Below are 26,612 nucleotides of genomic sequence, written 5' to 3' on the forward strand. Positions count from 1 at the left end.
TACATGTGACCTGCCACTGAACTTTCATCCAGCGGCGATTAGAGCCCCGGCGGTTTTCGATACGCCATTTGGCGCGGTGGGAGCAACCGGCGGAAACGCGTAGCCTTCATCTTGCGCAGCGTTGGAGCCGGTTGCGGCGATGGTCCCGGCATAGTTGGCCGGGGTCTGATATCCGAGCGATGAGTGTGGCCGGAAATTGTTGTAATCCTCCGCCCATTCGGAAATGGCGCTGCGAGCGTGGCCGAGACCGAAGAACAGGCTCTCGTTCAGCAGTTCGTCGCGCATGCGGCCGTTGAAGGATTCGACGTAGCCGTTCTGCATCGGCTTTCCCGGCGCGATGTAGTGCCATTCGACCTTGTGCTCCTTTGACCAGGCGAGGATCGCGTTCGACGTGAACTCCGTGCCATGGTCGGAGACGATCATGCCGGGCTTGCCGCGCCGTTCGATAAGCGCCGTCAGTTCGCGGGCGACCCGACGCCCGGAGATCGATGTGTCGGGGATTGCCGCCAGGCATTCGCGCGTCACGTCATCGACGATGTTGAGCACGCGAAACCTCCTTCCGCAGGCAAACTGGTCGTGGACGAAATCCAGCGACCAGCGGGCATTGGCCTTCGCTTCGACCAGGATCGGCGCACGCGTGCCGACGGCACGCCGTCTGGCTTTCCGCTTGCGGACCGACAGCCCTTCCTCGCGGTAGAGCCGGTAGATGCGATTGACGCCGGACGGCTCTCCGTCTCGCTTGAGCAGGACGAACAGCCGCCGATAGCCGAAACGCCGTCGCTCGTTGGCGAGGTCGCGCAGTCTTGCCCGCAGTTCGACCTCCGGCGGCCGGCAGGACCGATAGCGCACCATCTTCCGATCAGCGGATATGATCTGGCAGGCCCGCCGTTCCGAAAGACCCATCACGGTCTTCAGATGCGCGACGGCTTCGCGCTTGGCGGCAGGCCCTACCATTTTTTTGCCAGAAGCTCGCGGAGCGCGGCAGCGTCCAGCATCTGCTCGGCCAACAGCTTCTTCAGCTTAGCATTCTCCTCCTCGAGCGCCTTGAGACGCTTCGCCTCGGAGACCTCCATACCGCCGTATTTGGCTTTCCAGTTATAAAAGGTCGCTTCCGAAATCCCGTGCTTGCGGCAGAGCTCAGCCACCTTCGCGCCAGCCTCCTGCTCCTTCAGCACCGCAATAATCTGCTCTTCCGTAAATCTCTGCTTCTTCATGCGTCCGTCCTTAATCAGGCCGGACTCTAATCCAATCTGGAGGAAATTACCCGTGGCAGGTCACATGATAGCCATCATGTAAACTATCACCATGCCCCGTGCCGACGGGAGAAAGGAAATGAAGTGTCAGCAGCAAGAACAGCTCCGACCCAATACGTAGAGGTGTTAGATCGCCGCCTGGCTTATCGAGATTTTGGTTCAGGTACACCCTTACTGCTCTGCGTGCGGTTCCGGGGTACCATGGATTCATGGGATCCTGCATTCCTCGATGGTCTTGCCAGCAACGGGTTCCGGGTTATCGTCTTCGACTATAGCGGGCTCGGCGCTTCCACCGGAAATCGCACCTATGATCCGGCTTCACTCGCTCGGGACGCGGGCGATCTGCTCACGGCCCTGAACATCGAGAAAGCCGTCGTTGGTGGCTGGTCATTAGGCGGGATTGCTGCGCAAATCTTGTTTGCGACTTCACCGCAACGCGTCAGTCACTTGGTGCTGATTGGGAGTACGCCACCCGGGCAACTCGTTAAGAGTGGTGAAGCCCTGTTCTATGAACTGGCAAAGCGAGAAAACGATCTAGAAGATATTGTTGCCTTGTTCTTCGAGCCAAGGTCGGCTGCAAGCCGGCTGGCCGCAGAGCAGTCCCAGCGACGGATCGCAGAGCGGACAACTGACCTTTCGCCGACAATTCCAGTGGAATGGGCCGGTACGCAATTAGGAGATGCGCCGCGCAATCCGATGTTCCCGGCCGATGCAGTGTTGGGAGCTCTCAAGACCACAAAGATCCCGGTCATTCATATTGGTGGTGACCACGACATTATCTTTCCGGTGGAGAACTGGTCCGCTTTAGCTGGGCAACTACCGACGCTTCGGGTCGTGACCTTCCCGGAAACAGGGCACGGTCCGCATCAGCAGTATCCGCAAGAAAGTGCGGACTATATCGCCGCATTCACGAGAAATAGCAAATAAGGAGCCAGTTATGACCTCAAAATCAATCGAGAGCGCTGAGACAACGATTGGTCGGCAACCCTCCCTCACGGAGTCGCAAGCGGTGCGCGTGACTAACCCGTGGCCTGGGGTGGCGCGTGCGGTTATTGACAATCCGCCGTTCAATCTTTTCACGCCTACCGTGTTCGCCGGGTTCAGGCTGCTGCAGCAATATGTCGACGATCCAGCCAATGACGTCCGAGTAGTGATCATCGAATCGGCCAATCCGGACTTCTTCATAGCTCATGTTGACTTCAGCGAGCTTGCGATCATCCCTGACATTCCCGGGGCTGCCAACGTCGTCGAGAACTGGCCGAAATTCGCGGAGTGGCTGTCATCGACCCCCGCGCTGACTATCGCAAAGCTTCGGGGCCGCGCTCGGGGCATTGGCAGCGAGCTGGCGATTTCGGCAGATCTGCGCTTCGCCAGCATCGAAAACACCCTGCTATGCCAAATTGAAGTCGGCTTCGGGCTCCTCCCCGGAGGCGGCGGGCTCGAGTGGCTACCGAGGCATGTCGGGCGTGCCCGCGCACTCGAAATCATACTCGGCGCTGAAGACTTCGATGCGAAGACAGCGGAACTGTACGGCTGGATCAATCGTGCTATTCCGGACGCTGAGCTCGACGCCTATGTCGACCGCCTTGCGCGCCGCGTCGCCTCATTCAATCCAGTATCAATCGCGAAAACCAAGCAGATGATCGATCAACGCTCTCCGACGCCACCGATCGGTGACTACGCTGAAAGCTTCGGTGCAATCCTCGGCCTTGCAAATACCGAGAGGGCACGGGAGATCGCTAGGGTAGCCCGAGGCCGCGCCGACGGAAACCTGGCCACTCGTGAGTTTGACCTACCCGTTGTTTATGATCCTGATCGTTGGGCCGAGTGAATGCTCCCGGCTCTGAAGGGCCGGGAACTTGCCGTCTACTATCGGTTACGACCGTCGTCGGGGGAAGCCATTTCTCACTCGATGTCCGCTGCCACCGCGCCGACGGTCAACGCTCTTCCGCCAGCACGAAGTCATGCACTACTTCCCAGAAGTCTCCTTCAAAGCCATATGCCACCGAACGCGTCCGATCATCTACCTTCACAAATTCCGCAAGCAAGCTCCTCTTTACTCCAAATACGGCGTCGGAGTTTATATAAGGGTCCTTGGGATCGAAAATATGGGTGGTTAGAGTTTCGAACCCAACGGCCTTGATGATGTAATGCAGGTGAGCCGGTCGATAGGGGTGTCTTCCCAGGTCGCTCAAAAGCTGACCGACGGGCCCGTCGTCTGGAATTGGATAGTATTTGGGCTTCACTGCACGAAACCAGTAGCGTCCATCCTTTCCGGTTCGAAATACCCCTCGCAAATTAAAATCCGGCTGAATCCCTTTCTGTTGGACGTCGTAAAAGCCTTCGTCATTGGCCTGCCAAACGTCGATTACTGCATCGGCGATAGGTTGACCGGAAGTATCGAGGATCAACCCTTGGATAAACATGTCCTCACCCTTTTGGTCGAGGCAGATGTTTGAGCCCATGGGCAACTCTGGCGCCTCAGCTACGTGGAATGGACCGAGAACCGTACTCTCTGACGCACCCGATGGCTTTCGATTGTTGATTGCATCCACCAACATCGATACGCCAAGAACGTCAGAAAGAAGAATGAATTCCTGTCGCCAGTCATTGCAGGTTGCGCCGGTCTGCGTAAGAAACTGAATGGCCTCCATCCATTCTTCCTGACTAGGCTCGATTTCCTTTACAGCCTCGTGCAGCTTACGGATTACAACATCCATAGCTTGCTTCAACCGTTCGCTTTTCGCGTTGCTGTTTCGGCTGGTGACGACCTCGACTGAATCTTCTTCGGTGAAGAACCCGTTCTCTTGCGTAATCATTAGAATGCTCACTTGTTAAGGATCGTTTTGAAAACTCGCATAAGCTGAACTTCTGGGTGCGGGATTGCCGCTTCACTACGCCACGCGACATGGTGGTCCGGTCGCACCACAATTGCGCCGGAATCCCGAATCTCGCTCGATCGCGACCAATCTCCGGTAAGGTCCTGCCATTCTTGGCGAGGGCCAATTTTATGGACAGCGATCTGAATACCAAGTTCGGCCGCCACTGTTTCCGCGGAGGCCATCCAGCTATCGCCACCAAGACCGGTGAAGATCGTGAACACGCCATTTCCGCATAGATCGAGAGTTGACGCCTTCTCGCCACGGATATTGAATAGCCAGACGTGTGGCAACCGCGCGCCCGGCCATGATGTAGCTTGATAATGCAATTCTGGATCGCGGGAGAAAACAGGTTCAGGCTGCCCGTCGGTTACAATCGCTTTTGATCGGTAGCGTTGGTTCATTTCGACCCCATGCGCTCCGAACTCGTAGACCTTATGCGCGATCGCGTTCCGGATCTCTGATCGCTGGGTAGCCGCGTGAGGGGTGTCATTGCAACGCGCATCCATGTTCTCCTGCATTTTTACAGGATCGATAGAATCGAGCAGGCCAAGAGCCTTGAATATGGGGCTAAACTCCTCGATCGACTTGTTGGCTCGTTTGACAATTTGCTTGGCAACTGGCGCTCGTTCTTCGGTGTAGCTGTCAAGCAAACCGATGTCGGCTTGGTTCTTGATTACCATTGCTAACTTCCAAGCCAGGTTGAAGGCATCTTGGATTGAGGTGTTGGAACCGAGCCCATTCGATGGCGGATGCCTATGCGTTGCATCGCCCATGCAGAAGACGCGTCCATTTGACATCCGTGTCGCGTACTGGTTGTTGACCGTCCAAGTCGAAACAGATTTGATTTTCGGTTGCAGCCCTTGGTCGCCTATGAGGTCTCGCACAATCTTGACCGCAAAGTCGTCTGTGATCTCTGGAGCAGGCTCATTGATGTCATAACCCCAAACGATCAGCCATTCGTGCCACGGTCTTACGACGCGGACGAGGCCCATGCCGATACCTCCAACGTCAGCGCCCGGCTGCAACACCCAGTACAGCACTGAAGGACGATGCGCGACGTGACGCGAAAGGTCGGCCTCAAAGAGTATGTTGATGGAGCCTCCGACACCCATTTTTCCTTCGAAGGGGAGGTTTGCGTGTTCCGCAACTTTTGAATTGCCGCCATCCGCGCCCACCAGGAACTTTGAGCGAACTGTGAGTTCTTTTCCCGTCAATCTATCAAAGCAAGTGGTGGTGACGCCATCTCCATCTTGCTCGTGTCTAACATATTCGGTCGACATTCGAGCGTTCGTGCCACGCGCGCATGCCGTCTTGAAGAGTAGAGGTTCCATATAGGTTTGAGGGAGATCGTTCATCTCGGTGGGAGAGGCAAGTTGGTGCTCGGCGCGGGAAATTGGATGAGTTCCCCAGCTTTTGATGCGGCCTATCTCTTCACCCGTGATGGAAGTGCAGAATACGTTCTCGCCCATGAGATCCTGTTCAGTGGCGAAGAGGTAGGCTTCCTTCTCGACGTCCCTTCCTAGATCCCGCAACACCTCCATTGTACGTTGGTTGGTGATATGTGCGCGGGGCGTGTTCGCAAGCCAGTGATAGCGGTTTATCAGAAGGTTTCGGATGCCATAAGTTGACAACAAGGCGGCAGTGGCCGATCCGGCAGGGCCGGTTCCGACAATCAGTACATCTGTTGTGATATCAGGCATTTGCTCCTCCTTGATGAAGTAGTTTTCCGGTGGCGATTCATGATCCCGAACCGCAGCGCACGTGAAGTGAACCGCGAGTACGGGCAAGTGGCTTCGCGGGTAGGCAGCCCGAACCGTGGACCCACCGCCGTCAGCTATTGGACGGTGTTGAGCCGGAACCAGGAATTGACCGTCTACTTCTCCGGCGAACGTGGTCCGCCTTGCTATTCGGGACGAACTCCATCCCACGCTCGCTGCAGCAATTCTCGGATCGAGGAGCGCTCGATTGGTCGTGGATTCCAATACGGATTCTCAATTGCAATCTGGCTAGTTTTGTCCAGATCTGACTCTGTCAGCCCAAGATCGCGAAGAGCCAATGGGGCACCGATTGATTTTGCGAAGTCCCAAAGACCACCACCAACCGAGTTGCCAAAGATCTCGGCCACAGGCTGAAGGAGTTCTGGTACAGCGACGGCGTTGAATGCCGCGGTGTGCGGTAGCATAATCGCGTGTGTTTCCGCGTGCGGCGTGTCGAACGAACCCCCGAGAGTGTGGCAAATCTTGTGATGAAGCGCCATGCCCACCGTCCCCAGTACGGTGCCGCACAGCCAGGCGCCATAAAGAGCGTTCGCTCGTGCTGTCAGGTCGGACGGGTCTGCGATAACTGCGGGAAGACCGAACCGAAAAGCCCGCAAGCCTTCTGTTGCCATAAGCGTTGAGATCGGATTGCGGTCCTGCGCATAAAGAGCCTCGACGGCGTGCGCCATCGCGTTAAGGCCGGAGCTCATTGACAGCCCGACTGGCAATCCGGTGGTGAGTGATGGATCATATATCACGACCTGAGGCAGGATTTTGGGATCTTTTACAGTCCTTTTGCGCCCCGCTTCGGTTTGACCAAGGATTGGTGTCACTTCAGATCCAGCGTATGTGGTGGGAATAACGATATGCGGCAAACCTGTGCGGTACGCAATTGCTTTGCCGAGGCCAGTTGTCGAGCCACCGCCGAGAGATACCACGCAGTCGGCATTCGTTTCGGTCACCGCCTTCAGGGCCATTTCCGTGACGTCGATGGGGGTATGCATTACAGCGCCTGAAAACAGTCCAACGGCAAGTTCTCCGAGAGCGCTTCCCAACGATTGGGCGTCACCGCGTTGGTGGGGCGTGGACAAAACTAAGGCTCGCTGGCACTGGATGCGCTTGACCCAGTCTGCGACCTTCGCTGCGGCGCCGTCGCCAAAAACAATATGTGCCGGGTTCCCGGTGTAGGTGAATGAAAGGCTCATTACAAAGTCTCCGGCTTTTTGCGTACCATTACGAAAGTGAAGTCGAGTTGCTTCGATTTGCAGTCACCACTCTTAGGTCGAAAGTCCCGAATTAGCTCGGGTTTGACGCCGAACAGTGCATCCAGATGAAGTTTGGGATCATCCTTGTCGTAAATGTGTGTGGTAATAGTCTCGAACCCCTCGGCGCTTACAACGAATTGAATATGTGCAGGCCGAAACAGCGAGCATCCAGCTTCAGCCAACAGCCGTCCTGCCGGGCCGTCACGAGGTACAAGGTAACCCCGAGGCATAATTGTTCGGTAATTGATGCGACCATCCCCATCCGTGCAAAACTTGCCTCGCAAATTGTGCTCGGGTTGCAGATCGGGTTGCTGGTTCTCGTAGAAGCCTTGAGAGTTCGCCTGCCAGGTTATAATTATTGCGGACGGAATTGGCTGTCCGTCGAGGTCAACAACGCGAAGCGAGACACAAAGCGGGTCTCCGATGCGATCGAGCGAAATTTCACTGCCGATCGCTCGTTGTGGTGCATCGGTCCGGAAAAACGGTCCGCGGATTGTGTTTGGAGTCGCCGTTTTGGGGCGTCGCGAATTAATCTCTTCTACAAGGGCGGAAGCGCCAATCAGGTCGGCAAGCAGCACCCATTCTTGCCTGCGCTCGTCAGCGGCGTGGCCCACTTCTGTCAGGAATTCAATAGCCTTCGCCCATTCAGCCCTCGTGGGTCTGAAGTCTCTTATTAGATCATGTGCACTCTTGGCGACAGCCGCCACCAGCAGCGGTAACCGGTCCTGTGTACTCAACGGCAACCGGCTAGCGAACACCGCGGAAGCGGTGGTTTCGGTGAACGGGGACATATTACGGCCTGACACCATTCGCTTCTCCGGGATCAACTTCATGCCACTCTAAGGCGGGATCTCGGCAGCATTGATCATTTTATTCAGAAACTATATGGCTTTATGTTATGAAGATCGACGAGAGACATCTTATGCAGCTCGCTGCTGTTGTTCAGGCCGGAGGCGTTACCGAAGGTGCTGCCTTGCTGGGTCTTGCACAGCCAGGAGTTTCTCGAACCCTTTCACTGTTAGAAAAGCGGGTCGGAGAACCATTGTTCGTCCGGTCGAAGAGACCATTGCAGCCCACACCGCTCGGCAGAGCGCTGGCTGAGCATGGTCAAGCGATCCTGAATGCCGCTCGCAAGGCCTCGGACACGATTGAGAGCTTTCGGATCGGGAAGAGCGGTGTCGTGAGAGTAGGCGGGACGCCGTTCTTTATGGATGCTCTTATTGCACCGATGATAGCTGAATTTCAGAATAATCATCCAGATGTACGAGTGGACCTCACGTACGGCTACTTTTCCGATCTGCGGGCTGCGTTAAACGCGGATCAGATCGACCTTGCAATCTGTCCATTTGACTTGCTGGGTGAGGGGTCTGGACTAGTCTTTCGCCCGATAATGCCGGGGCGGAATGTAGTTGCTTGTAGCGTCACACATCCGCTTCTGTTGAAGCGGCATCTCGAGCCATCCCATATGCTGGAGTATCCCTGGATATCCCCTCCGCCGGGGAGCCCTCTGCTGGTCGATTTCCGGAGTATGCTGCTGTCTATCGGCGGGACGGACATCAAAATTCGTTACTCTGGCGGTTCGTTGATGAGCATCGCTCATTATCTTCGAGGTTCCGAGGCGCTGGCTATAATGCCGCACAGCGTAGTGTTTGCACTTAGGAACGACAGATCAGTTTCAGCACTCCCGGTCTCGATACCTCACCCGGAACGAGCCCTTGGTTTGCTCAGCAGAGGTGATGCACTACACATGCCAGCGGTCGATCAGTTTGCTCAGTATGTCGAAGTTGCATTCGGAAACCTGAAGACCTTGATCAAGCGACACGAGCAGTCAGTTGTTTGGGGTCATTGATCGCTGTGCCGTTCGTCAACAAATCCATAGATTGAACAGAGTGGATCGCGGAGGATTCGGATCCTGCGCGACCAACGTTTTTTGGAGCTTCGGTCTCAACATCTACGAGTCGCAGTGGACATTCGGTAGAGATTGATGCGTTCGCTTACATTCCGAATGCCGTTTCTATCTACTCCGTAACGACTTTGCGAGCTGAGTATAAGGAACGTCACCAAAAGCTTCGTCACGCGCGGGGCTTTTGGATGCGGATTAGTGCAAGAGTCACATAGCGGCTGAACTACTTGCTACGTCTCCCTGCCCTCAGAAGGTACCCCTGACGCTCCAGCGGCGAGCGTTGCTACGCGAGTTCCATCGCCTGCGCGGTCCGCCGGGCCAATTGCTGACTTCGCCTGATGGAAACGATGGGCACCATTCGAAAACACCTCGCTCCGGGGTTCAACAACTCTCTAGCTAGGCGCGCTCTATTTCAATCCGCGAATGTGACTTCCCTTGACATTGACGGAACAGCTTTATAGTTTTCAATAATCGATAACATATTCCGATAATCGAGAATCTTGGGAGGGATTTAGGAACATGAAGTCAGGTTTCATCTCATTCGCAGGGCCAGCCTATAAACTGTTGGTTGGTGGTGCTTTTCTTTGGTGCTCTCTCGGTAGCGCTTCGGCGCAAGACGCCGTCAAAATCGGTTTCCCGCTTTTCTTGAGTGGGCCGGGCGCGGCCTCAGTGGGTGAGCCCAGTCGGAATGCTGCCGAATTGGTCGTCGAGGCGTTGAATGCGGGGACTTTGCCCGCCCCCTATAACAAAGTCGGCCTGAATGGGGCGGTAATCGACGCGAAATACATCGACGAGTCAGGAAACCTTGCATCAGTCGTTACGGAATACAGAAACCTTGTTCAGCGCGACGAGGTGGACGTTGTCCTGGGATATTTTTCGTCTGCGAACTGCCACGCGGTGGCTCCGATCGCGGACGAATTGAACACTCTTACCGTTCTCTACGGTTGTGGAACATCGTCTTTGTTCGCTGGGCACAGCTACAAATATAGCTTTGCGACTGCACCCCACACCACATCGGATAACGTCGCGGCCGCTCGCTACCTTGCCAAGCGTTTCCCGGAGATGAAGGTCTACTCCGGTATTAACAACAATTATTCTTGGGGCCAAGAAAACTGGCGTGACTTCAATCTCGCGATGAAAACCTTGCTCCCTCAAGCCGCTGTTGGCAAAGAGCTATACACTAAGCTGTTTGCGGGTGACTACGGCGCAGAGATCTCCGCATTGCTTTCAAGCGGATCAACCGTTGTCCAATCCAGTTTCTGGGGCAGTGACCTCGAAACGTTGGCGATGCAGGGTGCCGCCAGAGGGCTGCCACTCAGAAGCCCCTTTGTGTTCACTGTTGGCGAGCAGATGCTCCCGGGCCACCCTGAAAATATGCCGGATGGAACGATCATAGGTGCGAGAGGAGCAAACGGGAATCTTGCTCCAGACAATCAGCTAAGTAACTGGTTTCAACAGGCCTACTACGAGAAATACAATGTGCGGCCCAATTTCCCCGCATACCAGATGTTCCAGAGCATCCTTGGCGTGAAGGCAGCTTGGGAGAAAGCTTCCGGGGCTAACGTGGAGGGAAAGCCGCCAGTCGAGGCGCTCGCCAACGCATTCCGGTACATGGAGTATGACGCAGCGGGTGGAACAATCAAAATGGCTATCGGTGGCGGGCATCAAGCTGTCCAGGATGTTCCGGTTGGCGTCTACACCTTTGACAGGGCTTCATCTCAACCGAAAGTCACCGACGTCGAAGTCTTTCCCGCGATGTGTGTCAATCCGCCAGATGGGATGACCGCATCGGAGTGGCTTGAAAAGGGAATGCCCGGCGCGAAGTGCTGAGCTCGTAGTGCCGATCATTTCGGTCGGAGGGCAAGGGTTACGCGCCCTCCGACAGCTGCTCCTGCCGCTCCGACAAGGGGAATATCTAATGACACTGGGCCTCATTCTTGCCGACGGGCTGGTATACGCCGCTTGGCTATTCATCATTTCTATTGGACTGACGTTGATCTGTGGCGTCATGAAGATTTTGAACGTCGCTCATGGCGCGGTTTATGCGATTGGCGCGTATACCGCTGCGGCAGCTATTGGGGCTTATGCCCAATCTGGGCTTCCGGCCGCCTGGGTCTACGTGATCATGGCGCTTTCCGCCGTCCTTACCGGCGGCGTCGTTGGTCTTTTGCTCGAACGGATCGTGCTGCGACAGCTGTATAGCCGCGACGAAATCATCGCGGTATTAGCGACCTTCGCTATCTTTCTTATTCTTGAGGACCTGCTGCTAATGGTCTTTGGGCGGCAGACGATATTCGCTTATGCGCCGTACACGGCGTTGGGGTCGTTGCAGATTGGAGACTTGGTCGTCGCCCGGTATGACGTGGCCTTGATCATTCTCGCCGCGGTTATGGCTGCGGGTCTGTGGTGGTTTCTTCATCGAACCAAGTTCGGTCGGATCCTTTTTGTGGTCATTTATAGCCGAGAGACAGCAACCGCTTTTGGTGTCGATGTTCGGAAGGTTTTTGTCGCCACGTTTGTGGCGGGATCTATCCTCGCTGCGCTCGGGGGGGCATTCACAGCACCAAAGATCTCAGTGGCGCCGGGCATGGGGGTCGAAGTCATTGTCATTGCGTTTGCGATAGTTGCTGTTGGTGGCATGGGGTCAATCCAAGGAGCGCTGGCGGCAGCTCTGCTTGTAGGTGTATTCCGCGCTGCCGCTGTCCATCTTGTACCGTCTATCGAGATGTTTGTCGTCTATCTCGTCATGGCCGCTGTTCTTGCAGTTCGCCCGTACGGGCTTTTCACACGATCGAAGCCGAGGGTGATTTAGCTATGCGAGACAAATTCTTCCTCCTTCTCATGTCCACTTTAGGTTTGTCCGTTGTTGCCGTTGCGGCCCCAGTCTGGTTGCTTTCGTTGGCAACGGTCGCCGCCGGTACTGGATTGGTCGTCCTGGGCCTTTTGGTTCTGTGGCGATCTGGTCTAGTCCCATTCGGCCAAGCTCTCTATTTTGCGACAGGCGCTTACAGCGTGGCTCTGGCCGTACGTGCTGGTTTGACGACTGATGCCTTTCTGCTTCTAATCATAGCGTCCATAAGCTCGGGCACTTTGGCGGCAGTCGCCGGATGCCTCCTGTCACGCTATCGCGAGATCTTTTTCGCGATGCTAAGTCTAGCGCTTTCTATGATCCTCTACGGCGTTCTCGTGCAGTCGCAGTATTTTGGTTCCACAGATGGCATTCATGTCGGGACCGCAACGTTCCTGACGGCAGCTCCCACGAGCTCCAGCTATGTTACTTTGCTGTTCCTGCTTGCATGGGTGCTGACTGTGTTTGCTGCCCGGGGGATCACTTGGTTCCTAAAATCCGTTGCCGGGAACTTGTCGGGGTTGATACGGCAAAACGAGGTTCGCATTGAGTATATGCGCTTTTCGGTCGGGAAGCTCGTACACCTCAATCTCATTATCGCGGGAGTTCTGGCGGGAGCAGGCGGTGGTTTGACCGCGCTCTCTATAGGGCACGTAGACCCGTCATTTGCCTATTGGACCACTTCTGGCGAATTCGTCTTTGTCACGATCCTTGTAGGAACAACGTCTGTGCCGGGAGCCATTATCGGCAGCTTTTTGTTTGTTCTGCTGCGATCGACCGCAATGTCGTTGGTACCAGAGGCGTGGCAGTTAATATTGGGCTCTGTGCTGCTCCTAACCATTCTTTTCATGCCGCAAGGTATTGGCGCTCTCGTGGTTCGGATGTTTCGGAGGAGAGTGCAGTCATGACACAGCATCTTCTTTCCGTTCGGGGACTGGAAAAATCTTTCGGTGCCGTTGTGGCAGCTCGCTCGATTGACTGTGACCTCGCCGAGGGTGAGGTCGTCGGAGTAATTGGCTCAAACGGCGCTGGGAAAACGACTTTCGTCAACATGATAACGGGTCATCTTCGGCCCACTGCGGGCCGGATTATGTTCGGTGGTACAGATATAGCCGGGGTGCCGTCGCGCTTGTTGGTGGGTTTGGGGATTTCGCGCTCGTTTCAGATTGCCCAAATATTCCCCGCGTTAACCGCGCTCGAGAATGTGTGCGCAGCTGCCGCCGTGATTCAAAGTAAAGCCAAACTGGGCGCTGCTGTGCGCAAGCGATTTGCCGCTCCAGAGATCGCGACAGAGGGACGGGAACTACTGGAGGCATTTGGGATTGATCAGTATCAAAATTCTCCTGCGGGCGAGTTGGCGCAGGGCGTTCGCAAAATCCTAGATATCGCGATGGCGTGCGCGAGCAGGCCAAGATTGCTGCTTCTCGATGAGCCCACGGCAGGCGTGTCGTTAGACGAACGGGATGGCTTAATGCAGCAAGCAGTGAGTGCTTTGAAGTCGCGCGGGACAACGATTGTATTCGTTGAGCACGATATGGATATCGTTCGGAGCTATTCAGATCGTGTCTTGGCATTTTACGACGGACAGATCATCGGCGATGGCACCGCGGCCGACGTACTATCGCGAGAGAAGATTCGTGAGTTCATCATCGGTTCGAGCAAACGGACGGCATGCGCATGACCACTTTGAATGTTGAACGGTTAACGGTACATATTGGGCCGCTTGCTGTGGTAAAGGATGCATCATTCAGCGTGAAGTCCGGCGTGGTGTGCGGGCTTGTCGGCCCAAACGGGGCCGGAAAGACCACCCTTATGCGAGGGCTGATGGGCGCTCTGCCGGTGACCGGAAGCGTCACGTTTGGTGACTTCGACCTCACAAAGGTGGCGCCGCACAGGCGGGTATTTCACGGCATTGGCTACATGCCGGGTGACCGGCAGCTTGTTCCAGAACTCAGCGTGGGGGAGAATATAGCCCTTCCAGGGTGGACGACACGGGATGAGGCAACCACAGAGCGACTCGAGGAAATATACACGCTCATTCCGGAACTCGCGGTGGCAAAGGATCGACCTTGTCTAGCGCTTTCGGGCGGCCAGCAGAAGCTCGTCGCACTCGCTCGCGCAATTATGGGCGGGCAACGGCTCCTGTTGCTCGACGAACCGTTTGAGGGATTGGCGCCTGTACTCGTCCAGCGGCTCGCGGAGATACTCGCGAAGCTCAGGGGTCGCGGAGCGAGCATTCTCATCTCTGATTCCTATGAAACGCACCTGCACGGTCTTGTTGACGTGGTGCGATATATCGAACGAGGCGCCGTACTCGCGGCCGACCACGAAGCGGAAAGGCATACTTCATGATTATCGATGAGCGTACGTATACCATTCAGCCGACTCGGGTTAACGACTACCTCGACCTCTACAAGCACATGGGAATGGCCGTTCAAACTCGTATTCTGGGCGGTCTGATCGGGTTTTATACCGTAGAGATTGGCGATGTTAATCAGCTCGTTCACATGTGGTCCTATGAGAGCATCGAAGCGAGAGCGAGGCTCCGCTCGGAACTCTGGGCGAATTCCGAATGGCTCATCTATGTCGATGCACTTCGACGGACCGGGTGGTTGTTGCATCAGTCGAACAGGATCCTGGTTCCGAGCATTCTTCCCCCCGCCGCATGAAGTCCGACACCGAGAGTGAAACCTTGTATCCGCGTCTCCCAGTGCGTCGTGAGTAGCTTTTTGCCGGCGCGGCTCAATCGGTCGCAAGCAGGTTTTCTGAGCGACGTCCCTGCAATTCGCCCGCTCAGAAACGGAAAGGCGGTGAACCCCTCACCGCCTTTCTTGTCACGTGCGTTCGACCAAGCCGCTGCTCGCGAGTGGACATCTGCAAGGTCCACATCCCCCGAGGACTCCAATGAACCACATCGATTTCTTCCGTAAACACCATAAATTGCCGAACGAGGAAGTAATTGGGTTTGTCGCTGGTTGGAATGGCGCAACGTCGGGCATCAATCCCAAGCACCACGGCATTCTAGTCCTCACGGACTGCAGGGTGTCATTCGTCCGCCACGGCTTCGTTGGCTCTTGCTTTCGAGCCACAGAGTTAGACCGGATCAGATCGGTTGAGTTCCAGTCAAGAATGATGCGGGTCGTCGCGACTTTCCATACGAGCTATCGTCGGGATCTGGTATTCAGTTCGCTGAACACCACCGACCTGCGCTCTCTTGTCAACGGTGTCAACCACATCCGCTTAAATGCGATCGCCCGAGGATGCGTTGGTGTTGGTGGGGCCTTCGCAGAGATTGAAGAGTTGCTTGATTTACGCGAAGCCAGTGGGCAGCTCTAAGAGTATTCGAGTAAACCTGCTCAAACGCAACGATTGCCGCCAAGTCCCCGTTTCGGCGCAACCATCTATTGACGCGAACACGGACGTTCGCGCCATTCAAATTTTTTTATAGCCGCAAAGTTCAATCGCGCGTTCTCGCGATGTAGCTTCCGTTTACCCATCCTTGCCGTCCGCTTGAGACTTCGCGGACATGCAGCCAACCGTTCTCTTCCTCGAGGATCGATACGACAGCGCCAGTTGGCAGGGTGTCGACCAGCAGGTAGTTAGCCGCAGGGCCCTCACGCATGTTCAGATTCGTACTGGTCAGCCCCGTTCCCAATGTAGAAGTTCCAGCATCAAGCGGGGTTTGCGTCTCAAGGTCGAAGACCTTGGGGTCCGATTGGATTTCTCGGGTCTGCAGAGACGGTAGAGCGGTCTCGGGGACGGGCTGTTCGATTGGTACGGGCGTTTGGACAGTGGGTGAAGCGAGCGCTACGCGCGCCGCCGTGTCGAACGACGATTTGAACTCGGCATCGATGTCTCTGAACTCCTTTACGCTCCCAGGCTGCGTGCTTGCTGGCTGAGTTCCGGTTCCTGGGTTTCTGGTCCTCACCGTAGGCAGAGGCGACGTGTTTGACGTCTCGCTCGTGGTTCTAGTCGACGGTAGGTTCTGCTCTCGCTGGCTCACTTCGAAGTTGGGCGATGTCCGGCTTTTGGGCTTTGCCGACATGTTCGCGAGCACCGTCGCCGTGACAGTCATCCCCACAATGATCCAGAGGTTCCGGTAGGACGCGGCCATCGATCACGCCGTCCCCATGTCGAGCTGAAGCTGCTTCAGCCGTCGGTAGGCTTCGACGAGCTCTTGCGGCGGCGACGTCACAAGCGCGCGGGCTTCATCTGCCAGGCGGCGAAGGTCGTCGGGCGCTCGGTTAAGCTCCCTTTCGAGCTCGGCACGCTTTCTGCCGATCTCGCTCTTAATCTGTTGAATGGCTTGCGGGTCCGTTGGTACGGAGTTGTTGAAGACGAACTTGCGCTCCACCGCACGCGCCCACGTTGTAAGTTCAGCAGCGAGCGACGGGCCGAAGCCCGGGACATTCGTAATCGGGCGCTGGATGACGTCCCACGCATCTTCGATACCGAACGATGCAAGGGTCGTCTTGCGGCCAGCCCCGATGCGGGGGATTTTCGCGCGTTCAATCAAATGCGACTCCATATGCTTCTGCATCTGGAGTTGCCGCTTCTTCTGCTCGAGCGCCTTCAGTTGCGCTTGCTCCTGCGCCGGCAACTCCGAATGAGTGGCGGCCAAACGGAGATAGTGGGTCTTGCTTACCTCGAACCTAGCCGATCCGGCCCGAGCCATCCACTCCTTGCGTTGCGTGTCCCACATTGACTTGGCGATGGCATGTTCGGCGGCAAACATCGGTTCCAGGTCAAGGGATCTGAGGGTCATGAAGCCAGCCCCCGCCATGAGGGCGACACCCCAAAAACCGTGGACGGCGGTCATCAGGTAGAGACCGATTGCTATTGCCGCGACGCCAGCCATGACGGTGATTGTTCTTGCCGATCGAGCCTGCTGACCGTCAGGTGACACCGTCAGGCTCAAGAGTGGCTCGACCAACTTTTCCGGCTCGGGGGGCGAAGGCGGTGCTGGTATGCCGCGGATGGCATTGAGCAGCTTGCCGATGTCCATGACCGGGGCGCTGGGTGAATACTGTGCCACGAACAACGAGCGGCCCATTGACCGCTCGATCGAGCACCATGGACAGGTGGAGAGGCTGGCGGAGTAGGAATGCGCAGTGTCGGACGCGCAGGTTTTGAGATTGGACTGGACCGATGTGAGCAGTTTCACCCATTCCGACGCGAGCGGGCGACCGTTGCTGCTTTGGGTAGGCAGCCGGAAGGCTGTTTCGAATGCGCGACCCAGCTCAGTCCCATAGTCATCGAGCGTCGGGACGTAGGGCGGTGGTTCCATCAAGGTTTCCGCGCGACGCCCGCTGTAAGCAAACCGCCCTTCGCCAATAGCCTTCCGGATATCCATGTCGCCTTTGCCACGATACCGTCCGGCAAAGGGATGGCGGCCGAGGAACAACAATTGAAAAAGTAGGACCGCAAGCCCAAAATTGTCATGATTGGGCATGCGGTCAGTTCTGTCGAGCGACACGCCCTGAAGCTCTGGCGGCGTGTACTCGGGAACCCCAACCAAGCAGCGGTAAACCTGTGATCTCGAACGGAACTGGAAAGAGTCGCTGTCGATGAGCGTTACGAGTGCCTTGTCGGAAACGAGTACGCCTGAGTGGTTGATGTCGCCGATTACACACCCAGTCGCGTGGACGCTGGCTATGGCGGAGGCGAGATTGAGAGCGGCCCTGACCAGGAACTTCGCGTCTGCGGTCGGAAACTCGGTCTTCCGGCTCGCAGGTCCGTAAAGATCGTGGACGCTCTTGAAGCCGTTCACCTTCTTCATGGTGAAACCTAGGAATTCGCCGCGCTCCGATTTCAAGGTGTCGATCGGAAACGCGACGAACGAGGAGTTCAAATGCAGGCGGGCCGCCACCATGGCCTCGACCTTTTGTCGTCGTTCTCCAGCCTTGCCGCGCAGATAGATCTTCGCGACCAAGTCGGGAGACTCGAGGACATGATGCACGGCGCCTTCGCCACCCTTTGCGATGAGGTTGCCCAGCGTCAGGCGCCTTCCATCGGAAGAGATAGCGGTAGTCATGTTCGCACGCCGAGAATTAGCGACTTGTCGTCGTCGGTCCGCTCACGAACTGCTGCACTGTCGAGGTAGTCCTTCAATGCCGCGGACAGATGCTTGTCGAGGCCGACGGCATCCGAAGTCCTCAAGGGAGCCAGCATGCGGTTGAAAAACGGCGCATGAGCCGTTCTCGTAGCTTGTTCGAGGACGAGGCGTTCGATACCGTCTGAGAACAATGCGAACTCATGAATTGGCTCGTTCATTCGAAAATAGCTGAGTTGCGGTTGTGGGTCGTCGGTCACGAATACCGTCGTTGACGCATATTCACCATGGTAAGGCCACGAGGGCACCTCCCATTCCTCGGCCCCTGGCTTTCGCCAAACCGCCGCGCCGTCGCCAATATGGACCACGATCGAGGCTTCGGGTCCGGCGAGAACCGCCACCAAGGTCGATGCGAAGTCGCGCGGCCGCAATTCCAGGGAGGTAGCCTTGGTGTTTATGGCCTCGCGGACTTCATCGAGCCAATCCCAGACGTCGTCTTCGGTCAGTTCTTCAAGTGGCTTTGCAATCAAGAACTCACGGCACGCTCGCAGGAACGAGATACACACGAGCTTGGATCCGGTCTCTGCGTGCGATGCGCTTCCGGCCCCATCCGAAACCACTGCGGCCAATATCTGACCTTCGGGCCGGATGAACAGCTTCGCGGATGCGAAGTCCTGGCACGCGGTCTCAGTCTTCACATGCGAGGTGCCGATGGAGCGTGCACCTGCCCATCGCCAGCTGGTGGTCATGCAATCGATGCCCAACCATCCGGAGTGGCCGGATTGGAGAGGGGAACGGAATCCCCAGGGTTCGAATGGGAAACGGAACCCAGGGAGCTCGAAAGCCACGAAAACAGGTCCCGGAAGCGCAACTCTTTCAGCGCCAGCGGTTGACGTACCGAAATCTGTGACAGCACTTCCATGTTGGCACCCTCGACGCCGACGGCAAAGAACGAAAATGCTTTCTCGCCTTCGCCGACCTTCACCGCACTCGCGGCATCATGCCAGGCATCGGTGGGCGCGCCGTCGGTGATGAGGAAAACCCACGGACGGTAGTATGAAATCCCATTCTGCTTGTAGGAGTCTTTTCTCCTGCGCAGCATTTCCAGTCCAGTTTCGATCGCACGACCCATCGGAGTGTCGCCCTGTGACGAAAGCTCCGGCGGGTTCCAGTGGTGAATGCCCTCGAAGTCGTTGACGACGCTAACGGGTCCGAATGTGACTATGCCCACTTCCACCCGCTTGGCTGCCAAGGAGTCTGCGTAAAGTTCATCTCTGAATTGGACGAGTCCGTCGTTCAACTCCTTCAGGGGATCGCCTCGCATCGAGCCGGAGACGTCGAGCAGCAGAAGGCAAGGACAACGCGGCTCCGGATTGTCGACGAATTCGGCGCCCTCGAAGGGTTGCTGTTCAAAGGGATTGGTCATGGGTCTGCCTCCAGAATTCGTTGGGATTTTATCAGTTCGCGGCGATGCCGAAGGTGTTGAGGACATCCGGCGTGATGGTTCCGGTGACCTTCAGGTTGTAATCGGTCTGCATCGCGGCCAGTGCCTTCTTGCAGGCAGGTCCGACCTGCCCGTCGATCAGGCCGTTGTAGTAACCATAGGCCGTCAGCGCCGTCTGGACCTGCATCACGATGCGCTTGAACTTCGCAGTGTTCCCGGGGAGGGTTTTGAGCGGTGCAGCCGTCGCGGGATCCGACGTGAGCGGATAAACGGGCGTTGCGGAAACTGAAGGCTGGGTCGTAACGGAACTAGAGGGAGCCGAGTAGACAGTGGAGGGGGCCGAGTAGACCGAGGACGGCGTAGAATAGACCGTCGAACTGGATCGCTTGTAGTTATAGCCGCCACCGCTGCTCGAACGGTGGCTGGAGTGGGATCTGTGAGAGCGGTGCGAACTGTGCGATCGATGCCCGGCAAGCGTGAAAACATGCTTTAGCCTGAGGCGCTCCAGCACCGAATTTCCAGGTTCCTTCTTGGATACGATTTCACCGATCGGCATAGCATCGGATTTCGAAGGCAAGAACCCCGCCACGAGAAGCGACGGGATTAGAAACAGTCTAGACTTCATAATGGCCCCAGAGATGCGAACCCCTCGGGCTCACTATACCATTCAAAGAAACCACCACAAGTTTCCTGACTGCTGCAATTCAAGCAGAAGTCTAAATATTTTCGCTTCCAGTCAGAGATTGTCGAGGGTGCGAATTCCCGGTAGGCGGACGGTACCGAACAGAGTGGAAAATTATAGAGAGCCGCCTTGAGACCGCGGGCGGTCGCGATATCGAGCGCCCGGCCTACCTGCTCGAAATCGGTCGAGGTGTCCTGGAATGTCTTTTTCCAGTTCATGCGGGCGTACCCGATCCGCTCCAATTGCATGATGGCCCAGACCGTCAGGAAATTGAGGCGGGTGGACACATAGTCTGCCAGAGCAGGAAGATCGTGCCAGTTCTGGCGCATGACGACTGAGCGAAGTTCTAGCGACGCGCCCGCGCGCATCAACACACCCAATCCACGTTCCAGGTTGGCGAATGCCCCCGGTTTGCCGACGATGCGGTCATGATTTTCAGGCGTGGCCGAATAGAGCGGCACGCCCCATAGCACCCGTTCGTGGTCGAATTGCTGAAGCGTGTCCAGGTCAGCCGTTGAAAGGTGCTGTGCGTTTGTAAGGATATGAAACCCGACGTCGGGTCGCTGAGATTTTACGTCCTCGAGCATGCGGAAGAGCCGCCCTTTGTGCAGCAATGGCTCGCCGCCCGACATACCGATCATGGCGCCCTGGGGGGCAAGCGACGCCGCAAGGGCGAATTGCTCGAATAGGTCGGTGTGATACTTCTTCGGCGGTTGCGAGCACATCACGCATAGCTGATCGCATTGCTCGGTCACCAGAAACGTGTTGTGTCCCGACCCGGCCCGTATAAGGCGATGCGCGGTGGTTTCGCCGGGCAGCATCATCAGGACGTCGCCGTCGACACTGTCACCGGTGCCATAGACGGCAAATGCGAAGCCGTTGAGTTCGTACTCGCGGCGGTCGCCCTCGACTTCGGTCAGGGTCGCGTCGGATTCAGATTGCGCAGGCGATCCCGCTGCTTGCAACCGCACAATCAATGGCTCGTCGATCGGCAATGGGTCGACCTTCAAACGCAGGTCTATCATTTGTGCACCTTGGCGAGCAGGGGATCGAAGCGCGGGGCGCCTGACCAGAGGGCCAGGGTCTTCTGGACCTTGGGATCGTCGGAATAGATCATCGCGAATATCCTGTCGAAAATCGACATGTGGCGCTGACAGAAGTCGGTCAGGTGTTTCGGGAGATCGATCCGGCCGTAACGAGAAATATCATCGACAAGGTCGACCCCGCAAAATGCCTGGTATGGACAGTGCACGCAGTCCGGATGGAAGTTGTTGAGAGCTTCCGCATTCAGGCTGTCGATCGTTTTGGAAGAAATTCCTGCGAAAACATCACCCATAGAGAGATCGAACTGCCCCACACGAGTCACCATTCGCGCTTCATCTGTCGGGTATATCTTTCCGTCATAATCGATCACGACGTAGCTGTGTCCGACGATGTTGGGATTGCGCAGATCCACATGACCGTTGTGGCCGGATCTCAGCACTCGCCGCAGACAGTGCACGAAATAGTATTCTTCGATGGCGACATCTGAGGACCAATTGTGTTCGATGAGCGCATCGATGAACGAGGCATGATAGGCATTCCAAGTAGCAGCGCTCGTGCGTGCGTCAAACTTCTTTCTGGCAAAGCCCTGATGGTTCACGGGACGCAGGTAGATCGATCGGATGCCATAGCTGAGATATGTATTGATGACCTCTTGAGGGGAGGGCGCATTGTGCGGATCGATCGTTGGCAGGGCTGAGATCTTTTCCGGCCCCAGATGGCCCACCGCAAACTCTAAGTTTGCGAAAAATTGATCGGTTGCTGGCGCGGTGACCGTCCGCTGCTTTTGATGAGTGATCCGATCGCCGTCCAAGGACGTGCTGACGAAGATATCGGGCCCTGCTAACAAATCCCAGGCAGGGCCGCTGACCTCCTGCAGGTTTGTGCAGATCACGATTTCGCATGCCTCGAACCGCTGCCTGCAGAACTCTCGAACCTTCGTAATGATGTCGAGGCGCAGCAGCGGCTCGCCGCCCTGGAACTCGACCTTGATCTTTTTCGCAGTCAGGCTGTCTAGGAAGTTGATGACGGCCTCGAGTGTCACGTCTTCCCAGTCGAAGCCAGGAGTGTTTTCGTTGACACGCGACACCTGGCAGTACCCACAGGCCAAATTGCATCTGAGGGAAGGGACCAGGATTACGTAGTCCAGTTCACGCGGAAGATAGAACCGCTCGGCAAAACGATGCTCGTACCCGGAAAAAGAGAGATCGCCAACGGAGTCGTATGCGTGGCCGTTGGTGCTCAAAAAGGCGCGGTCGCTGGATGTCAGTTGACCGCATGCGTAGCGGTGCAAGAAGGCATGGTCCGACTTGAAGTATCCACCAACGTCGTCTGCAAAAATCAGAAGCCCGTCAGTATGGGGTCGGAATTTAAGAGGAACGACCGACAAATCCTGTCACTCCCTCAATCAGCATAGTCCTAAGCGGGAGGGTTTCGCTGTAGATTTTCTGTCGGTAGAGACAGAACATGAGATCCTGAACCAGTCCGGCCATTTGGTCGCTCGGCGCTGTGAGCGTCACCGATTGGTCGTCTGTGAGCAAGTGCGTCTCGGGATGGAGATAACGGAACCGGACGATGGCGTCCGCCAACCATGGGCGCAGTTCTGGTTCGATGGTCAGAATTCTCTCGGTTTCTGTGCTATGCATTCTGTGCAGGTCTCGGTCAGTTCTGAAGATTTTGGGCGATTGATTTGTAGCAGGAATCGGTGGGGCCGATCTCGTGGTCGAGCAGCGAGATCCATTCGCCATCATCCAAGGTCAAGAACTGCAGGTGGCATGTGCGAGCCTCCCCCCTTGCCGATTGGGTGATCAAGAGCCGGCTGTCGATCTGGTATTGCAGGTCAAGGTACAGGGCGGCCTCGTCGTCAACGGGAATACGGGTGACTTCTCCTGTTCGGACACTCGCGGCAAAGGCGATTGAGCATCCGTTGCCACAGCCGACCTGGATTACTGCATATTCACCTGCGAACGCGGGTCCGGCTGCCATGCCTTCCGAAATTCGCGTTTGGAAGTTTCGTGCCGAGGCGTCTGTAAAGTACGGTGCGTTGACAGGTCCCTTGTAAATCCTCTGGACGGGGAGTTGTGCCGGAGAGACGCGCGCCAAGGATATCTGTCGGCCGCCGTCAGCCGCCGCAGTGGCATTTTCCCAGACGACAGGCGTATAGCCCACGTCGTAGACGATCTTGCCGCCTCGAACGAGCTTTAGGTAGTTGGCGTCCGCGATGATGGTGGACTCGAGAGTGGCCACTGCGTCGACATCCGCGTACATATCGTCGCCGAACCGCTGCTTCAGGTCAGCCAGCGACGTGGCCGAGACCTTGGAGGTGAACGAGACGATGACGTTAGATCCGCTGATCTCGTAGGAACTCACGATTGCCACGCCACCATCGATAGTCGCTGCGGCAGGCGGACTACTGGTGAACAAGAGGCCCTTGCTCCCGAAGCGATAGCGGATATCCGACAGGCTAGTTTCCCCGAACTTGAAGTTGCCGAACTGTCCAGATGCCCCAGGAATGATCGGGGGGCGCGCAACTTCGATCTGTACGACCCTCTTCGAGCTATCCTGATACGTTGCCGCGAGCTTTATGCCGCTCGGAGTGGAGAACTCCACGGTCGTATGGCCCTCGAGCGGCTTGTTCGAAGAAACTCTCAGTCCAGATCCGAGGCTTGAGCGATCTTCGCCTATCGCGTGCCCCGCGATGGCCTGGGCCCGGGCCCGGGGCAGCTCGCCGCATACAATCGCCCAGACACTCAAAAGGGTAGCGCCGACGCTGGCCGATCGACAGATCTGGAGTAGTTTGGCCATCAGGTTCCCAGGGCGTAGATTCCCATTGGACCCTACTTACCGTGTCTTTGATTGGATTGTAATCCTTCTCCAAGAAGTTGTGTAACAATATCCAGGCGGAATAACCCGAAGATTGTTGTCCATCTGGATTTTTGGTGCGGAACCACGAATCCTTGGTGAACGCTGTGCAGAACTCAAACCTGCGGTTCGGCTTGCGTTTGAACCCTGCAATGATTCGACGTCGCTCAGACGAAGCGTGAATTGCCGTGCTCTCGTTGTCAAAAGCAGCTCTTCCGTTCACGATTTCGACCTAAACACTCCTGATCATTCGAGATTTCGAACGATAGTTCGGTCGTTCGGAAAAAAGATCGAAATCGTTCGGCAAATCGGAACAACAGCTGCGAGGTTCGAGTTACGACCCGTTCGAGTTCGCCGAATTAGCGCACGTCGGCGCGGCCCGCGCAACACCTCCCAAGAATCCGGAAGAGTGCGTTGCCCTTGTAGCTGGGTTCCGAGGATTCCGATATCGCGGGCGTGGGAGATGTACACACGCGGTTGGATCAGTCACCCGTTTTGTCAGCTTGTTTTCGGCCCCGGCGCGCGTATCTTCAAGTTGCAATAAGCGGGTCTGGGTGGATCTGGGACGTTCCCGCGCGAGCCACTGACCGAGAAGGCCAGGGCCCTGAGATCGTGGTTCCTGAGAACTCTGAGAATGATTCGATCGGCCTGAGCGATTGAGTATCGGTGGCTAGCCATGAGAAAAGTCCACATGCGTCCCCACTTCGAAGAAAGACGCCCCGCTTCCTATAGCGCGCTCGTCGCGCTGGCCTGTGTTGTTCTCGCGACGTTGCTTCGGATGCTGATCGACCCGGTGGTGGATGGTGTGCCTTTCATAACCTTCTTCCCGGCCGTTGCTCTAGCCGCTTACCTTGGTGGTCCGTCTGCAGGCGCGGCGACGATGTTGGTTGGCGGGTTGGTGGCTGCCTATTTATGGGTTCCGCCGCTTCACTCGCTGGCCCTCAGTCGCGCCGGGTGGTTTACAACTGCGGTCTATGGACTCGTCTCCACGATGCTCATCGTCCTGATACAAAGACTGGGTGAAGCAGCTCGCCGCGCGAAAGCGGCGGAGGAGACGTCGAGGCTCTACGCTCGCGAAATGGTTCACCGGACCGCCAATGTGGTAACGCTTGTTCAAGCCCTTGCCAGCATGACGTTCAAAGACGGCGGCAGTCCTGAGGAACAGAGACGACTTTTCGACTCCCGACTTGTCGCTCTGGGGGCGGCTTTGACGGCGCCAATGGACGGGAATGGACACCAGGATGTCCTGGCTATGGCTCGCACGGTTCTGCTCCCCTTTGGAAATCGCATCCAAGTAACCGGACCCTGTGTCGGGGTAACGCCCGAAGTTGCTGCGAAGCTCGCCCTGATTTTCAATGAACTCGGCACGAATGCTGTCAAACATGGAGCTCTTGGCACGGCCACAGGCAGCGTGACGGTGGCGGCCTCCATAGTGGGCGATACATTGGTGATCCAATGGTGTGAGAAGGGCGGGCCGCCGGTCGACCCATCCCCGCAGCGTCGCGGTTTTGGCAGCCGCCTTCTCAATAGCTCTTCCTCCGGACGCGGGGTCGGTGGAAGTCGACTTCAACCCTATGGGCCTCATCGCGCGGATAACGGTTCGACAGAGCCAGCTCAAAGCCTAGTGGATTCGGCCGTTTGGCGGCGCCTGTCTCCGACACCGGAAAGGGCGTGCGCTCCGCTGAGCGAACATATTGCCCTCGGCGAATGCTGAAAGGCCGCCAGCGTCCTCTTTTGTGCCGCTACGTACAACGTTGGGAGGCGTAAGCTGTGGCCGTTTTGGCGGGAGTCTGTAAGGCATTCGATTTTTCGCACTCTTGGCTGGGATTTCGAACGCCACTTGCGACTTGCGCCTGGATCGAATGAGGGGCCATTGACGCCCACGAATATGTTCTGTATTTGTTCCGGATGGTGCCGACCCTACGAATACGCCCAAGACGCTGACCTTGAACGCCGCCGCGGCGGCAAAGGACTCTCGTGTCATGGATTCGTGCGATGTTGGACAATCTCGCAATCGACCCTTCTGCTCTCGACGCTGCGTTCTGCGAAGCCGCGGCCAATGTTTTCTTTCCTCGCGCCACCGTGTCATGTAAGGGCGGTTCGGCTTTTCGCAGCCAGCTCGCGCGTGACTTGGGGTGTCTGCTCGACGTCGATGATAGCGTGGTCGGGTGGTCTTGCCTTGGGTTCGGATTTCCGGTGAACGGACACCCGCACATCACTGACTTCATCGTCCACTACGAGGACGGCACTTGGGCGGTGGTCGACGCCGTCGAAATGAAGGGCCATCCCGATGTCGCGGCCGCGACTGAGCGTCTAGGGATCAACTACCGATTCATTCCTCGCTGCGAGATCGAGAGGGGTTCCCGGCTCCAGAACGCGAAGGACATGTTGCGGTACGCCAGGTATCGCACTCCGTTGAACGATCGCGTCCGATTACTGGCGGCGCTCGAGGAGAGCGGCACGATGACCATCTCAGATACCTTCTCGTTGTTCAGGGAGGTCCAGCCAATGACAGGCATTTCCTGGCTTGTGCTGAACCGCTTTATTTGGGTCGACCTCGACGAGGCCGTCTTAGGGCCGGACACGACCATCCGACGTTTTCATCGTTGAAGTGGGGGCAGCG

General features: G+C 56.7%; 25 protein-coding genes. 12 read left to right on the forward strand and 13 right to left on the reverse strand.

Annotated features, from left to right (window positions below):
* Positions 1 to 24: 24 nt before the first annotated feature.
* A protein-coding gene (locus tag LAC81_RS26695; RefSeq protein WP_223725348.1) for an IS3 family transposase occupies positions 25 to 1,214 on the reverse strand; the annotation gives its coding sequence in 2 pieces (ribosomal slippage) (positions 25 to 962 and positions 962 to 1,214; 1,191 coding nt in all).
* 162 nt (positions 1,215 to 1,376) lie between these two features.
* Here LAC81_RS26695 and LAC81_RS26700 point away from each other — a divergent pair.
* Positions 1,377 to 2,180, forward strand: a complete 804-nt coding sequence (locus LAC81_RS26700; protein ID WP_273700251.1) for an alpha/beta fold hydrolase — start codon at positions 1,377 to 1,379, stop codon at positions 2,178 to 2,180.
* Positions 2,181 to 2,190: 10 nt separating this feature from the next.
* Positions 2,191 to 3,084: an enoyl-CoA hydratase/isomerase family protein gene (locus tag LAC81_RS26705; RefSeq protein ID WP_223730136.1), complete on the forward strand. Its 894-nt coding sequence runs from the start codon at positions 2,191 to 2,193 to the stop codon at positions 3,082 to 3,084.
* 106 nt (positions 3,085 to 3,190) lie between these two features.
* On the opposite strand, the gene LAC81_RS26710 is transcribed toward LAC81_RS26705, so the two are convergent.
* The 4 genes from LAC81_RS26710 to LAC81_RS26725 all read right to left on the reverse strand — a co-directional run bounded on the left by LAC81_RS26710 (position 3,191) and on the right by LAC81_RS26725 (position 7,966).
* Positions 3,191 to 4,072, reverse strand: coding sequence for an intradiol ring-cleavage dioxygenase (locus tag LAC81_RS26710; protein WP_223730137.1), 882 nt, complete (start codon positions 4,070 to 4,072; stop codon positions 3,191 to 3,193).
* Between the two features lie 8 nt (positions 4,073 to 4,080).
* A complete protein-coding gene (locus LAC81_RS26715; RefSeq protein WP_223730138.1) occupies positions 4,081 to 5,835 on the reverse strand; it encodes an FAD-dependent oxidoreductase in 1,755 nt (584 codons plus the stop codon).
* Positions 5,836 to 6,038: 203 nt separating this feature from the next.
* Positions 6,039 to 7,097, reverse strand: a complete 1,059-nt coding sequence (locus LAC81_RS26720; protein ID WP_223730139.1) for a maleylacetate reductase — start codon at positions 7,095 to 7,097, stop codon at positions 6,039 to 6,041.
* Complete coding sequence (locus LAC81_RS26725; RefSeq protein WP_223730140.1) at positions 7,097 to 7,966, reverse strand: dioxygenase; 870 nt, start codon at positions 7,964 to 7,966, stop codon at positions 7,097 to 7,099. Before LAC81_RS26725 ends, LAC81_RS26720 begins: the two co-directional genes overlap by 1 nt.
* 89 nt (positions 7,967 to 8,055) lie before the next feature.
* Between LAC81_RS26725 and LAC81_RS26730 the strand changes: the two genes are divergently transcribed.
* From LAC81_RS26730 to LAC81_RS26765, 8 genes are all read left to right on the forward strand, one after another.
* Positions 8,056 to 9,006, forward strand: coding sequence for a LysR family transcriptional regulator (locus LAC81_RS26730; protein ID WP_223730141.1), 951 nt, complete (start codon positions 8,056 to 8,058; stop codon positions 9,004 to 9,006).
* A 573-nt stretch (positions 9,007 to 9,579) separates the two neighbouring features.
* Positions 9,580 to 10,890 (forward strand): ABC transporter substrate-binding protein, encoded by a 1,311-nt coding sequence (locus LAC81_RS26735; RefSeq protein ID WP_223730142.1) that lies wholly within the window; start codon positions 9,580 to 9,582, stop codon positions 10,888 to 10,890.
* 88 nt (positions 10,891 to 10,978) lie between these two features.
* A complete protein-coding gene (locus LAC81_RS26740; protein ID WP_223730143.1) occupies positions 10,979 to 11,872 on the forward strand; it encodes a branched-chain amino acid ABC transporter permease in 894 nt (297 codons plus the stop codon).
* Positions 11,873 to 11,874: 2 nt separating this feature from the next.
* A complete protein-coding gene (locus LAC81_RS26745; protein ID WP_223730144.1) occupies positions 11,875 to 12,816 on the forward strand; it encodes a branched-chain amino acid ABC transporter permease in 942 nt (313 codons plus the stop codon).
* Complete coding sequence (locus LAC81_RS26750; protein ID WP_223730145.1) at positions 12,813 to 13,589, forward strand: ABC transporter ATP-binding protein; 777 nt, start codon at positions 12,813 to 12,815, stop codon at positions 13,587 to 13,589. The genes LAC81_RS26745 and LAC81_RS26750 overlap by 4 nt, the downstream gene beginning before the upstream one ends.
* Entirely contained in the window at positions 13,586 to 14,260 is a 675-nt protein-coding gene (locus LAC81_RS26755) for an ABC transporter ATP-binding protein (RefSeq protein ID WP_223730146.1), read from the forward strand. Before LAC81_RS26750 ends, LAC81_RS26755 begins: the two co-directional genes overlap by 4 nt.
* Positions 14,257 to 14,577 (forward strand): NIPSNAP family protein, encoded by a 321-nt coding sequence (locus LAC81_RS26760; RefSeq protein WP_223730147.1) that lies wholly within the window; start codon positions 14,257 to 14,259, stop codon positions 14,575 to 14,577. The genes LAC81_RS26755 and LAC81_RS26760 overlap by 4 nt, the downstream gene beginning before the upstream one ends.
* 235 nt (positions 14,578 to 14,812) lie before the next feature.
* Positions 14,813 to 15,244 carry a hypothetical protein gene (locus LAC81_RS26765; protein ID WP_223730148.1) on the forward strand — a complete coding sequence of 144 codons (432 nt, stop codon included), beginning with the start codon at positions 14,813 to 14,815 and terminating at the stop codon, positions 15,242 to 15,244.
* Positions 15,245 to 15,365: 121 nt separating this feature from the next.
* Here the strand turns inward: LAC81_RS26765 and LAC81_RS26770 are convergent, their stop codons facing one another.
* From LAC81_RS26770 to LAC81_RS26805, 8 genes are all read right to left on the reverse strand, one after another.
* Entirely contained in the window at positions 15,366 to 16,022 is a 657-nt protein-coding gene (locus LAC81_RS26770; protein ID WP_223730149.1) for an SH3 domain-containing protein, read from the reverse strand.
* A 3-nt stretch (positions 16,023 to 16,025) separates the two neighbouring features.
* Positions 16,026 to 17,942, reverse strand: a complete 1,917-nt coding sequence (locus LAC81_RS26775) for a protein kinase domain-containing protein (protein ID WP_223730150.1) — start codon at positions 17,940 to 17,942, stop codon at positions 16,026 to 16,028.
* Positions 17,939 to 18,709 (reverse strand): PP2C family serine/threonine-protein phosphatase, encoded by a 771-nt coding sequence (locus tag LAC81_RS26780; protein WP_223730151.1) that lies wholly within the window; start codon positions 18,707 to 18,709, stop codon positions 17,939 to 17,941. Before LAC81_RS26780 ends, LAC81_RS26775 begins: the two co-directional genes overlap by 4 nt.
* Positions 18,706 to 19,386 carry a vWA domain-containing protein gene (locus LAC81_RS26785; RefSeq protein ID WP_223730152.1) on the reverse strand — a complete coding sequence of 227 codons (681 nt, stop codon included), beginning with the start codon at positions 19,384 to 19,386 and terminating at the stop codon, positions 18,706 to 18,708. Before LAC81_RS26785 ends, LAC81_RS26780 begins: the two co-directional genes overlap by 4 nt.
* A gap of 31 nt (positions 19,387 to 19,417) precedes the next feature.
* The gene (hxsA, locus tag LAC81_RS26790) at positions 19,418 to 20,029 is read right to left on the reverse strand and encodes a His-Xaa-Ser repeat protein HxsA (RefSeq protein ID WP_223730153.1); all 612 of its coding nucleotides are present in this window, start codon (positions 20,027 to 20,029) and stop codon (positions 19,418 to 19,420) included.
* The gene (gene hxsC / locus LAC81_RS26795) at positions 20,026 to 21,111 is read right to left on the reverse strand and encodes a His-Xaa-Ser system radical SAM maturase HxsC (RefSeq protein ID WP_223730154.1); all 1,086 of its coding nucleotides are present in this window, start codon (positions 21,109 to 21,111) and stop codon (positions 20,026 to 20,028) included. Before hxsC ends, hxsA begins: the two co-directional genes overlap by 4 nt.
* Positions 21,108 to 22,517: a His-Xaa-Ser system radical SAM maturase HxsB gene (hxsB, locus tag LAC81_RS26800; protein ID WP_223730155.1), complete on the reverse strand. Its 1,410-nt coding sequence runs from the start codon at positions 22,515 to 22,517 to the stop codon at positions 21,108 to 21,110. The genes hxsC and hxsB overlap by 4 nt, the downstream gene beginning before the upstream one ends.
* 272 nt (positions 22,518 to 22,789) lie before the next feature.
* On the reverse strand, positions 22,790 to 23,932 hold the full coding sequence (locus tag LAC81_RS26805) for a hypothetical protein (RefSeq protein ID WP_223730156.1): 1,143 nt from the start codon (positions 23,930 to 23,932) through the stop codon (positions 22,790 to 22,792).
* A 733-nt stretch (positions 23,933 to 24,665) separates the two neighbouring features.
* On the opposite strand from LAC81_RS26805, the gene LAC81_RS26810 reads away from it, so the two are divergent.
* Positions 24,666 to 25,703, forward strand: coding sequence for a DUF4118 domain-containing protein (locus LAC81_RS26810; RefSeq protein ID WP_223730157.1), 1,038 nt, complete (start codon positions 24,666 to 24,668; stop codon positions 25,701 to 25,703).
* A 281-nt stretch (positions 25,704 to 25,984) separates the two neighbouring features.
* Positions 25,985 to 26,599 (forward strand): hypothetical protein, encoded by a 615-nt coding sequence (locus LAC81_RS26815; protein WP_223730158.1) that lies wholly within the window; start codon positions 25,985 to 25,987, stop codon positions 26,597 to 26,599.
* The last annotated feature ends 13 nt before the right edge of the window (positions 26,600 to 26,612 follow it).

The sequence above is a fragment of the Ensifer adhaerens genome (genome assembly GCF_020035535.1).
In the GTDB taxonomy this organism is placed as follows: Bacteria; Pseudomonadota; Alphaproteobacteria; order Rhizobiales; family Rhizobiaceae; genus Ensifer.